Consider the following 14,338-nt stretch of genomic DNA (forward strand, 5'->3'; position numbering starts at 1 on the left):
AATTTTAAACGAATTTATGAAAGATAATGCAAAAAACAGTGGTAAAAAATGCTAATTTTTGCAACATCATTAAAAACCAATGCGTTTTAAAATATAATACAGTAATCCAGAAACCTTTAACAGTAAAAGAAAGCCGGCATATTTGCCGGCTTTATCTATTTACTTATAATTTTCAATTGCTTTATTGATGACATCAATCTGCTTGTTGATACTTGCGGCGTTTTGCGGATTCTGTTTCAGCAGTTCCATTTTTTTGCTCAAGCCATCTTTCAGCGTCTGAACCATCATCATTTTAGCCTGTGGATTGCCTGCCATTTGGTTTTTGGCATATCCTGCTATTTTAGTGACACTTTCAGTAGCTTTGAGGTTATCGGAAGTCATGATCCAATTGAAACCGTCTTCTGCTGCTTTTCCCAATTCCGGATTCTGGAATTTAATGAATGGATAAAAAGTGGCAAGAGGTGCAATATTTTCTATCTGTGAAGTAATTCTGTTCTTTACAATAACAGGAAGCAATTGTGCCTGCAATTCTTCTGAAGCACCTTTCATATCAATTTTATCAGCAAGACTGTTTGCTCTTGACGGATCAATAGAAAGAAGCGCACCCATTGAACTTCCTTTTACTGCATTGGAAACAGCATTTACACCTTTTTCAAATAAAGGAAGGTATTTTTTGTCTTTTGTTTTTCCTAAAGCAGCAATAGCCGCAGCCTGAGTTAATGTTTTTGGATCATTGGAAACCAGTTTTTCAACTTCAGCACCCAATGCTTTCATTTGTTCAGGATTGGTAAGATCTATTAAGTTTAATGCTTTTATCCTTACTCTGAAGAAAGGATCTTTTAATGCAGCAGCCAATAATTTTACAGCGGCAGGGTTTTTCCCGGCCTGATCTTTAATTCCGTTTAGAGCCAGATATCTGCTTTTAAATTCCTTGGAGTTGGTAAACTGCATCAGATTCTGTTCCGGAGTTTTAGTATCCGTAATATCAGCCAGTAACACTCCGTCTGCATTGATATTGACAAGATCCGGTGTTTTAGAAACATCAAAACTGAATGTATTTTTTGCTTCTGCATTTACCCAGACATTATATCTTTTAGGTTTTCCATTGTCATAGACATCAATAGCCAGAGGAAATTCAAATGGTTTTTCCTGAGTTTGATTAATGGTTACAGCAACCTGTTTTTTTACCGGCTCAAAGGTGGATGAATAATTAATCTTCGGGTTTCCGCTTCCAAAATACCATTGATTAAAGAACCAGTTTAAGTCTTTCCCGGAAACTTTTTCAAAAGACAATCTTAATTGGTGGGCTTCAGCATTTTGGTATTCATTGGTTTTCAGATAATCATTCATTCCGGCAAAGAAGGCATCATCTCCAAGATAGTTTCTCAGCATATTTAAAATGCCACCTCCTTTCTGGTATGTCACAAGATCAAAAACATCTTCACGGGATTCGTAATTGAATCTCACCAGATTTTTATTAAAATCGGATGGATTATGAAGATAATTATTCACATCCGTCATCAGGTGATAATCTGCCTGGTCTTTTCCGTATTTGTATTCATTCCAAAGGTATTCGGAATAGTTAGCAAAGGATTCATTGACAGTAAGGTTGCTCCAGCTTTCTGCCGTTACCAGATCTCCAAACCAATGATGGAACAGTTCATGGGCAATGGTATCTTCCCATGTATTTTCATCGATAAGCTGACCGGGTTTCTGAAGGATATCACTTCCATGAAGAGTGGCTGTGGTATTTTCCATTGCACCACTTACATAATCTCTTCCGGAAATCTGGGCATATTTCGCCCATGGATAGTCATAATTCAGTTTTTTGGAGAAAAAGTCGATCATTTCCGGAGTATTTCCGTAGATCTGTTTAGCATAAGGCTCGTATTCCTTTTCAATATAATAATCAACAGGAATGTTTTTCCATTTGTCTTTTACGATGGCATATTCTCCAACGCCCATAAAGAAAAGATAAGTAGAGTGTCTCTTGTCCATCACCCAATGATCGGTTCTAAGTCCGTTGGATTCTTTTTTAGAATCTTTCATAAGACCGTTGGAAAGCGTTACATATTTATCAGGAACTGTCATATAGATTTCCTGTGTTGTCTTTTGGTTGGGTTTATCAATAGTAGGAAACCATGCCGAAGAAGATTCTGTTTCTCCCTGTGTCCAGATTTGTGTTGGTGTGTTGGGATCTGTTCCCTGAGCGTTTATGAAATACAAACCTTTCGCATCATTGATTGCCATACTTCCCTGTTGTTTCACTTCATTCGGACGTGAGGTATATTTGATGTAAACGGTATAATCCTGATTTCTCTGATAGGTTTTATCCAGCGTAATTTTTAGAACATCATCTTTGTATTCGTATTTTAAAGGAGACTTTTTGCCGTTGTTATCAAGAGCCACTTCATGAATCAGCATTCCTTTTGCATCAAGGGTAAGCTCATTGGTGGCATAGAAGTAAGGTGAAGCGGTAAGCCATTCTTCCCCATTCATCTGTTCTTTCTGATAATCGAAATTCACTTTCAGTTTTGTGTGCTTAAGCTCCGTTACTTTCGTGTGGGTAGCTCTGTATACTTTTTCCCTTCCTGAAGTTTCAGTTTGTGCTGATACATTGGCGGAAAATAAAATTCCAAGTATAGCAATTGATAAAATGGCCTTTCTCATCGGTCTGCTTTATTATTTTTTAGAATTATTTTTTTATGATGATGTCGAAAATATCATTAACAAGGGTTTCATAGTCGCCCTTTTTAAGTTGTTCCTTCGTTTTTGCAAACGCTTTTTTGAGTTCACTTTCCGGATTTTCGTCATCCACTATTTCTGCGGATGCCACACCTTTCAGCTGAAGTACAGCATTTTTCAGTACTTCAATATCTGCATTTTCTTCAATATTAATTTTTAAATACTTCATAATCTGTTCTTAAGCATTTGACATTTATGATATATTGCCTCCCAGCGGATCATCTTACAAAAGAAATCCGGTGAACGGGCATTGTTCTTCCAAATGTAAGAAACTATTGCCAAAAGAAAACGTAGTAAAGGATTTATATTCTAATTCCCTGACTTATGACCACAGACAATATCATCTATTCACATGAAAGTAACAGAAGTAAATTTAAAAAATAAAAAGATATAAAAAATTAAATGGCTACAGGAGCTTTGATCCCCGGATGCGGATCATAATTTTCCAGCGTAAAGTCCTCGAAATCGAAATCAAAGATATTTTTAACGTCAGGATTTAATTTCATTGTAGGAAGTGATCGTGGTTCTCTTCCAAGCTGTCTGTTTACCTGTTCAAAATGATTGTTATAAATATGAACATCTCCAAAGCTATGAACATAATCCCCTACTTCAAGATCACATACCTGAGCTACCATCATCAGCAGCAATGCATAACTTGCAATATTGAACGGTACACCAAGGAAAACATCTGCACTTCTCTGATACAGCTGCAGCGATAATTTACCATCAGCTACGTAGAACTGGAACAAGGCATGACAAGGAGCCAAAGCCATGTTAGGAATTTCTGCAACATTCCATGCTGATACGATGAGTCTTCTGGAGTCCGGATTTTTTTTGATCTGGTCAATTACTTCTGTAATCTGGTCTACCACTTTTCCGTCTGCTCCATTCCAGCTTCTCCATTGTGCACCATAAACAGGTCCCAGATTTCCATTTTCATCTGCCCATTCATCCCAGATGCTTACTCCTTTATCATTAAGATACTTAATATTGGTATCTCCTTTCAGGAACCAAAGCAACTCATAGATAATGGATTTCAAATGCACTTTTTTCGTCGTTACCAAGGGAAATCCTTTAGACAGATCATATCTCAGCTGATATCCGAAAACACTTCTTGTTCCGGTGCCTGTTCTATCTGTTTTATCAGTTCCGTTGTCTAAAATATGCTGTAAAAGGTCCAGGTAGTTTTGCATTTTGATAAGGAATTTATGGACCAAATTTAGTAAAAAAAAAGCATCCTGCCTATGGATACTTTTTATAAGAGATTTATGTTTTTTTCGATAAATGAATGTATAGACTACACTCTCAGCCAATTAAGACAACAGATGGATTACAATACAGAGACACTAATTTTTTCACTGTTTCCGTTAATGGATTTCAGCTGTCCGTTTCTGTTTTCGTCTATAAAACTATCAGTATAATAATCAAGACTCACAGGACCGAATTTTATAAGCTTTTTATACTTACTCTGATCAATCACGTCTTTTGCTCCATAATCTATCGCAATAGATCCTATCGTTTTCAGCTTGCCCATCTTGCTGTTATCTATGATATCATTAGGCCAATAATCTATAGCAAGATTTCCTATTTTCTTTACCTTACCTGCTTTTTCTTCAGTAAAGGCCGAATCTTCCCAATAGTCTACGGAAATATTCCCTAAACGTTTCAGCTTACCGGCTTTTTCCTTAGTGAAAGCAGAATCTTCCCAGTAATCTATTTTAACGTTTCCAATGCTTTTAAGTTTTCCATATTTCACTTTATCAAAAACCTGATCATCATAGTATTCCAGCTTGCCATTCAGGTCAGGAGCATTAAAATCAGCAATTGACCCGTCTGCATTAAGTGTAAACACAAAACCATCTACAGTAAATTTAACTGTTTCCAGATCATACGTTTTTGACGAAACGGAGGCACGAACCTGTGCATTGACTACCAAACCTACCAATAAAAAGGCAAGGAAAAATAAATTTTTAATTTTCATATTATTTTAAAGATTATTTACCAAATATGCTCAATATCCTGACTGATATTGTTGATGGTAAATGTTTCTCCCATTTTCTTGCCAAACATAGCCTTCACCAAAGGAGATTCTGCAGAAACCGTCATAATCTTCTGTTGTTCATAAATAATTTCTCCCATAGAAACAGCTACATAAAATAATCCTTTATTGGTTTTTACCAATGCTCCGTTCTGAACTTTTTCCGAAGGATCAGAAGTTATTTTCTGCAAAACAGCCTGCTGATTCAACACTTCATTGAGCTGCCTCTGCAGGTTATTGATTTCCTGCTGAAGCATTTCTCTTCCGGTTTCATATTTATCACCCATCGAACTTTTAGTATCGTTGTTGGAAGCTCTTGTTTCTGCAATAAGGTTTTCAAAATACCGGATTTTATCTGCGGCTTTTGCTTTGATGATGTTGATTATTTCCTGCTTGTTCATTGGATGATTGTTTTTTATTGTGAGCGGTAAAAACCACCCCGTCAAAATCACAGATTTTGACACCCCTCCAGCGGAGGGGAATTGAGTTCCTCTAAAGACTAGTGGTTAAAATTTACTGTTTAAGCTAAGTTTCAAAGCTATAACTTTTTATTTTTCAAATACGGCATAATCAGAAACTTTGAAAGTAAAGTCTTTTCCATTGCTGAAATCTCTTTTTGTTTTATCAAAAACATTTCTGAATGTTCCGGACAGATGGTCGTCTTCAATGGAGAAATTAACCGGTTCTTTTGACATGTTCAGGACTACCAGCACTTCATCTTTCCTATTTTTCCTTACATAAGCAAGAATTTTATCATTGGCTGTCGTATTAAGAAGATAGGTGGTCACATTGGAATCACCTCCTCTTAATGCAGGATTTGATGTTTTTAAATCCAATAATGTTTTATAGAAATCAGCAGCCTGATAGGTATGGGTCCATTTGATGGCATCTTTTTCGAAAAATTCCAGCCTCTTCATGTTCGGAAGTTCCTGTCCTGAATATAATAACGGAATGCCATTCCATGTTGCAGAGAATACTGCCATAGGTTTTGTAATGACTCCGTATTTTTCATATTCGGTTCCGTTCCAAGAGTTTTCATCGTGATTGGTGGTAAACCAGGCTCTCATCGAAGCGTCTCCGATATTGGAATATTGTCTCAGAAGATCTTTTAATTCCTGAAGAGGTTCATTATTTTTGTAATAGTCAGCAGATTTGTGCATCCATTTCCAGGAATAACTGGCGTCGAAAACTTTACCGTACTCCGGACTTTCCAGTTCATCAAATTCTCCCAGCCAGAAAAGAGGCTTTATTTTTTCCACTTCAGGACGTGCCTGTTCCCAGAAATCGACTTCCACCCATGAGGCAAGGTCACACCGGAATCCGTCGATATTGGTTTCCTGTACCCAGAACTTCATAGCATTAATCATTGCCTGGCGCATTTCCTGGTTTTTATAATCCAATTCAATAATATCATCCATTCCGGAAGCAATATGGAATTTCCCATCCGGATCTTTAAGATAAAATTCAGGATGTGTTTTTGTCCATACATGATCCCAGCCGGTATGATTGGCTACCCAGTCGATGATTACTTTGAATCCTAACCTGTGAGCTTCATTCACCATATCTTTAAAATCCTGCAGGGTCCCGAATTCAGGATTGATGGAAGTATAATCTGCTGCGGCATAAGGACTCCCCAGGCTCCCTTTTTTGTTTTGCTGGGCAATCGGAGTAACAGGCATAAACCAAAGGGTTTTTATTCCCATAGATTTCAGTCGGGGCATTTCTTTTGCAAATGCTTTGAAAGTTCCTTCCTGAGTGTATTGTCTTATGTTTACTTCGTAAATATTTGTATTATGTTTCCAATCTTTTGGCAGTTCTGTCATCTTCCGTTTATTTTTTTGAGTGGTACAGGAAACAATTCCCAGACCAATTACAGCTAACAAAATTAATTTTTTCATTAAACTATTTTTAACAAAAGTAAGGATTGTTTTTGGAGAAAAAGGATAAGTAGTATTTAGACTTATAAAAAATGCTGGATCTATTAAAACCATTAAGAAGGATTTAAGAAATAAAGTCTAGTTAAGATGAATCATTCTGATTTTTAAGCTTAAAGCGAAGCTTATATTAACAACTTAATACTAATCTTAATGTTTCAAAATAAAAGTTTAAAGAAATTCTGTAAAAAAAGCATAAGTAAAACTCCATAAAAAAGCCCCGGATCAAAATCCAGGGCTGAGATATTTTGTTGACTATCTTTCATCGTCATTGTCATCTTCCTCATCAAAGACATCGTCATTGTAGTCTTCTTCTTCCTCATCATCAAAGCTGTCATCATCTTCGTCTGAAAAGTTTCCACCCGCTACGAAATCATCATCAAAACCGAACTCATCATCTACCAATGGCATTGCTGATTTCTTTTTGCCACCTCCGGCACTTCCGTTTTTGCTGGGAGCTTTTAATGGAACATTTCCAAATCTGTATACGGTGATCGGATAGTTCACGCCTTTTGTTTCTTCAATTACTTCCACAAGCTCGCAGAAGAATTCCCAAAGATCAAGAAGTCCATACTGGAATTGCGCTTTGTCACCTACATTTTCAAAAGCTTCATCAATGTAAACATCTGACATGATCTCACCATCACCATCATCACTCATATCTTCCAATGGGACACTTTTTACGATCGTTCCGTCATCTTCCAACAGATTAAAAGTAGAAAGTTCATCTCCCTGCAGACTGAATGCACTTTTAATTCCTAAATGTAAGTTCCATAACGTTTGTTTTCCCTTAACTTCGACATCACGGAAAATATCCTCTTTCGCATCTAATATTACGCGGATTTTGTAAACCATATCAGTTTCTTAAATTACTTTTTGCCTTTATAATTATGATAAATCTCTGTTGCAAATATATAATAAATGACATGTGACAAAAAAATATTTCAGGATTTTTTAAAATATTTTTTTTTCTTACATTTTGCCGGAATTATTTACTTTTTTCAAGCATGAAACTGAACTTCGTCCCTTCAAGGTAAACGCTTTCTACGGTAATGTTTTCGTTGTGAGCTTCAAGGATGTGTTTTACAATAGCCAGACCAAGTCCGGAGCCGCCTTCTCTTCTGCTTCTGCTGGTTTCCACACGATAAAATCTTTCGAAGATTCTTGGAAGAATTTCAGATTTGATACCCATTCCATTGTCTATCACTTCGATCAGAACCTTATTTTTAAGGACACTGGTTTTTACGATCACTTTTGCTTCCTGCCTGTTGGCATAATGAATAGCATTGGAAATCAGATTAATAAAAACCTGGGAAATTTTCTGTTTATCGGCTTCCACAAAAATCTGCGGATGAAGGGTCTGAATCTGTAATGTTGTATTTCGTTTTTCAGCTTCAAGATCAAGAAGGTCAAAAATCTCTTTGATCAGAAGATTCACATCGAATTTTGAAACGGTAAGATTGATTTCACCGGCTTCCAGCCTGTTGATCATATCAAGATCTGTCACAATAGCGATCAGTCTTTCTACCGATTTATCAATTCTTTCCAGATATTTGTCACGGATCGTAAGATTATCCACGCCGCCGTCTCTCAAGGTTTCTACATATCCCTGGATAGAAAAAAGAGGAGTCTTCAGCTCATGGGAAACATTTCCGATGTATTCTTTACGGTAACTTTCCATCTCTTTCATCATATCAATTTCGGAAGCTCTCTGCTGATTCAGGTCTGAAAATCTTTCTCCTAATTCTTTAATGGTTATATTTTCATCATTATCATGAACCATTTCCTGAGGAAGGATTCCGGAAAGACCTTTTACCTGCTTTCTTCCGTAATAATTAAACAGTAGCTCCAGTACTACACAGTTGATCATAAAGATCAGGATAATACAGATGAAAAGACCCGTTTTGAACAAAGGAGTCTCATAATAGATATCTTTCAGCGAATCGAATACGACTACTAAAAGGAGCATTACCAGTGTCAGCAGACAGGAGGCAACGAGGGTAAGTCTGTAAAATTTCAATTTTACAACGTTTTAAGGATTGAACGTAAAGTTAGGATTTTTAAATAATTAAACGATCAGTTTATACCCAATCCCTTTCAATGTCTGAATCGTATTGATTCCCAGTTTTTCTCTTAGTCTTCTGATGTGAACATCAATGGTTCTTTCTCCTACGATCACATCATTACCCCAGACTTTTTCCAGGATCTCTTCTCTTTTGAAAACCTTCTCCGTATTGGAAGCCAAAAGGTAAAGCAAATCAAATTCTTTTTTAGGAAGAAGAAATTGCTGTCCGCTTTTGGAAACTCTGAAGTTATCTTTATCGATAACAAGGTCTCCGATTTCGATGAGTTTAGCATTGTCAGACACCTGAGAGGTTAGCTGTAATAGTGCATTCACTTTAGAGATCAGGATTTTCGGTTTGATCAGTTTTACAATGTAATCATTAGCACCCGCCTGAAAACCTGCTAATTGAGAAAACTCTTCACTTCTTGCAGAAAGGAACACGATAAGTGTTTTTTGCAGTTCTTTCACTTTACGAAGTTCCTGACAGGTTTCTATACCATCTTTTTCAGGCATCATGACATCTAATAAGATAAGATCCGGAACAATTTCCTTCGCTTTTTCTATACCTTCGTTACCATTGGTAGCGGTATAGATATCATACCCTTCTTTTTCCAAATTGTAAGACAGAATCTCTAAAATGTCCAGTTCATCGTCTATTAAAAGAATTTTTTTGCTCATCTTCTAGTTTAAGAATTCCCACAAAATTAATTATTTCAATTGATTTCATCTATCCGCCAAATGTTAACTAATTATTAAAAAATTACATTCTACATATTAATTACAAAATCAATAAAAAAATCAATAAATAAATATACACAAATCAAATATAAGGAATAATAACTAACATTAAAACAAAAATTATAATTATATAAATTAAACATCGATAAGTATAAAATCTGCTCTTTCGTTAATACAAACTTCATAATTAATTAAGATTCTCCTAAAGTTTTCTTAAAAACTAAGCCTTTATTTTGCCCTTGAAAAAGAAGTAAAAGAAGTAATAATGAAAAAACAACTCCACAAGAGCATCATGCTACTTGCCTTGTTTTCTGCTGGCTATGCTTTTGCACAAAGTCAGGTTTTGGAAGGTAGGGTATTGGACGAGAAAGATAATACTCCAATAGAAGGTGTAAAAGTAAAAGTAAATGGTCAGGAAGTAACCACTGACATTTCCGGATACTACTCTATCAACCTTTCCCCTGGCACCAATTACATTGTAACCGTAAGTTCCAACGGATATAACAGAAAAGAGATCAGTGAAGTTATTATCAAAAATGAAGGTAACACTCATCTTGATATCGTTCTGGATAAGCCCTCTACCAAAGAGAAAGAAATTGAGGGAGTTGTCATAAAATCAAATGCAAGAAAAGAAACCATAGCCTCTACCATCGGTTTACAAAAGAATGCTGGTGTAGTTTCTCAGGTTATCGGTGTTGAAGCGATTAAAAGAAGTCCGGACAGAAACACCGGTGAAGTTCTGAAAAGAGTTTCAGGGGTGAGTTTATTTGACGGAAAATATATTGTAGTAAGAGGTTTATCAGACCGTTACAACCAGGCGATGCTGAACGGTATTCAGTTATCCAGTACAGAGCCAGACAGAAAGACTTTCTCTTTTGACCTTTTCCCTGCCAACGTTATCGAAACCCTTGTTATCAATAAAACGTTCATTCCGGAATATACAGGAGAATGGGGAGGTGCTTTGATTCAGGTAAATACGAAGGATATTCCTAATAAAAACTTCTTCAATGTACAGGTAGGTGTAGGTGGAAACACTGCTACTATGGGACAGGAATTCCATATGCAGAAAGGAGGAAAATGGGACTTTTTAGGAATTGATGACGGCTACAGAAAACTTCCAACCAATATGCCTGCGAAAAATGCTTTCAGTATTCTGACTGAAGCACAAAAAACAGAGATTGGTAAAGGATATACCAAGAATCTGGGATACAACAGCATTGGTTATCCTGAAAACTTAAGTTTACAATTAGACGGAGGTTTCAACACGAAAGTATTCGGAAAAGATTTAGGAGTAATTGCTGTTTTAAACTACAGTAATAACAAAAGAAGAACCGAATCTACCAACCGTTTCTTTACTATCAACGACCAGCTTGCTGATACCAACTTCGATTATTTTACAGAAAAATACAGCAATGATATTATTTTAGGAGGGATGTTGAACCTTTCTTTAAAGCTGAACAACAATAATAAAATCTCCTTAAAGAATATCATCACCAACAATACGGTAAATCACATGTCCTTCAGAACAGGAAAGGACTTTGAATTTGATCCGATTAACGGGACCAATATCATGGCAAGGGAAATCGGGTTTAAAGAAACAACTTTCTATAACTCCACCCTTTCCGGTAATCATAAAATTGATGTTCTTGGCGGTCTTACCGTAAACTGGTACGGAAGCTTCGGGATCCTTGATCAGTACATTCCTTTGCTGCAACGTTTACAGTATAATCAATATACGAATATGCCGGGAAGTCCTTATTTAGCATTAATTTCTAATGGTCTTTCTCAAAAATCAGGAAGTGTGTTCTACTCCACCCTAAGTGACTATTTATATAATGCAGGAGGTGACGTTTCCAAGACATTTACGATGTTCGGACAGAAGCAAACAATCAAAGGAGGTTATTTATTCCAGGTAAAAGACAGAATATACAACTCAAGACCGTTCTCTGTAAGACTTGAAAACTTCAATCAGGGATTACTTTCCCAGCCTTTTGAAACCATCTTCAATCCTGGTAACTTCGGAACTAACGGTGGATTCACATTTGATGAAATTGCAGGAAACCAGTACAGATATATTGCCAACACCATCCTTAACGCAGGATACTTACAGTTTGACAATAACTTCACACCATGGTTAAGAGCTGTCTGGGGATTAAGAGTGGAGAACTTTGACCAGTTGGTAGGAAGCACGAAGAAAAGCGATGACCGTTTTGTAAACACTCGTGTTACAGATTTCTTACCTGCTGTTAACTTAACATTCAAGGTAAATCCTAAAATGAATATCCGTCTTGCAGGTTCGCAAACTGTTGTAAGACCGGAATTCAGAGAAGTTTCTCCTTTGGCATATTATGATTTTGACCTTGGAGCAACTGTAATCGGTAACAAATCTATCGAAAGAACCAAAATTACGAGTGCCGACCTTCGCTGGGAATTCTACCCAAGAAACGGGGAAATTATTTCCGTGGCCGGTTTCTATAAAAACTTCAAAAAACCGATCGAATTATACTTCAACCAATCAGGGGTAGGAACGAGTAACACCTTCAACTATCTTAACGTAGATAAAGCTGATGCTTACGGACTGGAAGTGGAAGCCAGAAAAAAACTGGATTTTGTAAGCGCTCTTAAAAACTTTACGTTGGGTGGAAACGTAGCATTAATTAAAAACAGAGTAACAGACGAAGCTACCAATATTGACAGACCAATGCAGGGGCAATCTCCATACACGGTCAATTTAAGTCTTCAGTACGATACTGAAAAATCAGGATGGTCTTCAACGCTATTATTCAACATGATCGGAAGAAGAATTCTTTATGTAGGAAACGATCAGGTTCCACCAATCTGGGAAGCACCAAGACCTCTTTTAGATTTCCAGCTTTCTAAAAAATTATGGAGCAACAAAGGAGAGATCAAGCTGAATGTTTCAGACATCCTGAACCGTCGTGCCAAATTCTACCATGACCTGAACGACAATGGCAAGTATGACAGCAAAGATGCTCTTGCTATTGAAAGACTTACAGGAACCAATATCAGTTTAACACTGGGATACAATTTTTAATTCACTCAACAAATAATCTAATAAATAATTTAATTCTTTATAACATGAAAAAGTTCGTTTTATATTCTTTAATGCTTGGCGCTCTAGTATCAACTACCGCATGTAGAAATATAGAAGAAGATGGACCTACCATTATTCAAAATGGAGGTAACGGAAACGGAGAAACTGAAAACCTTATTCTTTCAGGAAAAATCACTTCCAATACTACACTTAAAGCCAATAAAATCTATAAGCTGAGAGGACTGGTATATGTAACTAACGGAGCTACTTTAACGATCGAGCCAGGTACAAAGATTGTAGGTGAAGCTGATAAAAACGGAGCTTTGATCATTACAAGAGGAAGTAAAATCATGGCAGAAGGTACTGCTGCCAACCCTATTATTTTCACTTCAGAAAAACCAAGTCCTAAAAGAGGAGACTGGGCAGGTTTAGTTATTTTAGGAAACGCTCCTACCAATGCATCTTTCGGAGGTGCAAACGGAGTTGGAGAAATTGAAGGAGGAATCAACAACTCTGAAGGTCTTGGACTTTATGGCGGAACCAATGCTGCTGATAACAGTGGTGTATTAAAATATGTAAGAATAGAATATGCTGGATATGCATTTTTACCAGATAAAGAGGTTAACGGAATTACATTCGGTGGTGTAGGTAGCGGAACTACAGTGGATTATGTAGAAGTTGCTTATGCTAACGATGACAGTTTTGAGTGGTTCGGAGGAACAGTAAACTGTTCTCACCTTATTTCTTACAAAGGTCTTGATGACGATTTCGATACTGACAACGGCTATTCAGGAAAGGTACAGTTTGGTATCGCAGTAAGAGATTCTCAGGTAGCAGACGTTTCAGGTTCTAACGCATTTGAATCTGATAATGATGCCAACGGTTCTACTTTAGCCCCTCAAACATCCGCTACGTTCTCTAACATGACGATTATCGGGCCGATCAACTCTGCAGCTCCGGGATCAATCAATGCGCTATTCCAGAATGCACTACAGATCAGAAGAAACTCTTCTATCTCTGTATTCAACTCTGTATTCACAGGATTCCCGGTTGGTTTATTCATCGATGCTACGAAAGGTTCTCCAACAGATAACAATATTGTTGGTAACAAATTATTCTTCGAAAACAACATATTGGCTGGAACTACAACTCCTTTAAAATTCGGGCCATCAACTTCTACTCCGACTACGTATACGTTAGCTGACCTTACTACATGGTTCAATGCTAAAGGAAACACTATCCTTGCGTCTACAGCTGATGTAAAACTTGCCGGTGCTTGGGCTCCTGCAGGAACTACTCCAAACTTTACCCCTACTTCAGGTTCTCCATTATTAACAGGTGGAGCATTTACAAACGCTAAATTAGCAACCTGGTTTACGCAGGTTACTTACAGAGGTGCTGTAAAAGATGCTACGGATACATGGTATGCAGGATGGACTAACTTTAACTTATAACATCATCATATAAGTACCTAGATTTAATTTCAAATAGTGGCCTCCGGAAGTAATTTCCGGGGGCTTTTTTTATCGTTATTACGTGATATTACAAATAGTAGGAATTTTGAATATGAATAGATGTTCACATTGCAAAATATAAAAAGGGAATATGAACAGTAATTTTGGGGTTTGAATACAGATATTCTTTCACAATTTTTGGCTCCTATGTTTGCAAAAGAATAAATTTACATACAAAGCAAAAGGGGTGAGAGAACAGTTTTGGCTAAATAACTCAGGAAGTATATTGTGCTTTAGAAATGTCCTCAC

Annotated in this window: 11 protein-coding genes; 2 read left to right on the forward strand and 9 right to left on the reverse strand. The window is 36.8% G+C overall.

Annotated elements, in window-relative coordinates:
* Positions 1-159: 159 nt before the first annotated feature.
* The 9 genes from FFS26_RS19740 to FFS26_RS19780 all read right to left on the reverse strand — a co-directional run bounded on the left by FFS26_RS19740 (position 160) and on the right by FFS26_RS19780 (position 9,460).
* On the reverse strand, positions 160-2,670 hold the full coding sequence (locus FFS26_RS19740; protein WP_110010186.1) for a M1 family metallopeptidase: 2,511 nt from the start codon (positions 2,668-2,670) through the stop codon (positions 160-162).
* 25 nt (positions 2,671-2,695) lie between these two features.
* Positions 2,696-2,914 carry a hypothetical protein gene (locus FFS26_RS19745; protein ID WP_110010187.1) on the reverse strand — a complete coding sequence of 73 codons (219 nt, stop codon included), beginning with the start codon at positions 2,912-2,914 and terminating at the stop codon, positions 2,696-2,698.
* 229 nt (positions 2,915-3,143) lie between these two features.
* Positions 3,144-3,938: a thymidylate synthase gene (locus tag FFS26_RS19750; RefSeq protein ID WP_137905911.1), complete on the reverse strand. Its 795-nt coding sequence runs from the start codon at positions 3,936-3,938 to the stop codon at positions 3,144-3,146.
* Positions 3,939-4,075: 137 nt separating this feature from the next.
* Positions 4,076-4,726, reverse strand: a complete 651-nt coding sequence (locus FFS26_RS19755; protein WP_137905912.1) for a protein BatD — start codon at positions 4,724-4,726, stop codon at positions 4,076-4,078.
* A 17-nt stretch (positions 4,727-4,743) separates the two neighbouring features.
* Positions 4,744-5,184, reverse strand: coding sequence for a GreA/GreB family elongation factor (locus FFS26_RS19760; protein ID WP_137905913.1), 441 nt, complete (start codon positions 5,182-5,184; stop codon positions 4,744-4,746).
* Positions 5,185-5,331: 147 nt separating this feature from the next.
* Positions 5,332-6,681 carry an alpha-amylase family glycosyl hydrolase gene (locus FFS26_RS19765; protein ID WP_137905914.1) on the reverse strand — a complete coding sequence of 450 codons (1,350 nt, stop codon included), beginning with the start codon at positions 6,679-6,681 and terminating at the stop codon, positions 5,332-5,334.
* Between the two features lie 291 nt (positions 6,682-6,972).
* Entirely contained in the window at positions 6,973-7,572 is a 600-nt protein-coding gene (locus FFS26_RS19770) for an IS1096 element passenger TnpR family protein (RefSeq protein WP_137905915.1), read from the reverse strand.
* A 133-nt stretch (positions 7,573-7,705) separates the two neighbouring features.
* On the reverse strand, positions 7,706-8,737 hold the full coding sequence (locus tag FFS26_RS19775; RefSeq protein ID WP_110010193.1) for a sensor histidine kinase: 1,032 nt from the start codon (positions 8,735-8,737) through the stop codon (positions 7,706-7,708).
* 48 nt (positions 8,738-8,785) lie between these two features.
* The gene (locus tag FFS26_RS19780) at positions 8,786-9,460 is read right to left on the reverse strand and encodes a response regulator (protein WP_002977493.1); all 675 of its coding nucleotides are present in this window, start codon (positions 9,458-9,460) and stop codon (positions 8,786-8,788) included.
* A gap of 325 nt (positions 9,461-9,785) precedes the next feature.
* Here FFS26_RS19780 and FFS26_RS19785 point away from each other — a divergent pair, with 325 nt between their 5' ends.
* On the forward strand, positions 9,786-12,575 hold the full coding sequence (locus FFS26_RS19785; protein WP_137905916.1) for a TonB-dependent receptor: 2,790 nt from the start codon (positions 9,786-9,788) through the stop codon (positions 12,573-12,575).
* Positions 12,576-12,619: 44 nt separating this feature from the next.
* Entirely contained in the window at positions 12,620-14,029 is a 1,410-nt protein-coding gene (locus FFS26_RS19790) for a hypothetical protein (protein ID WP_110010195.1), read from the forward strand.
* Positions 14,030-14,338 lie beyond the last annotated feature (309 nt).

The organism is Chryseobacterium sp. 2VB (assembly GCF_005503635.1).
Lineage (GTDB): Bacteria > Bacteroidota > Bacteroidia > Flavobacteriales > Weeksellaceae > Chryseobacterium > Chryseobacterium cupriresistens.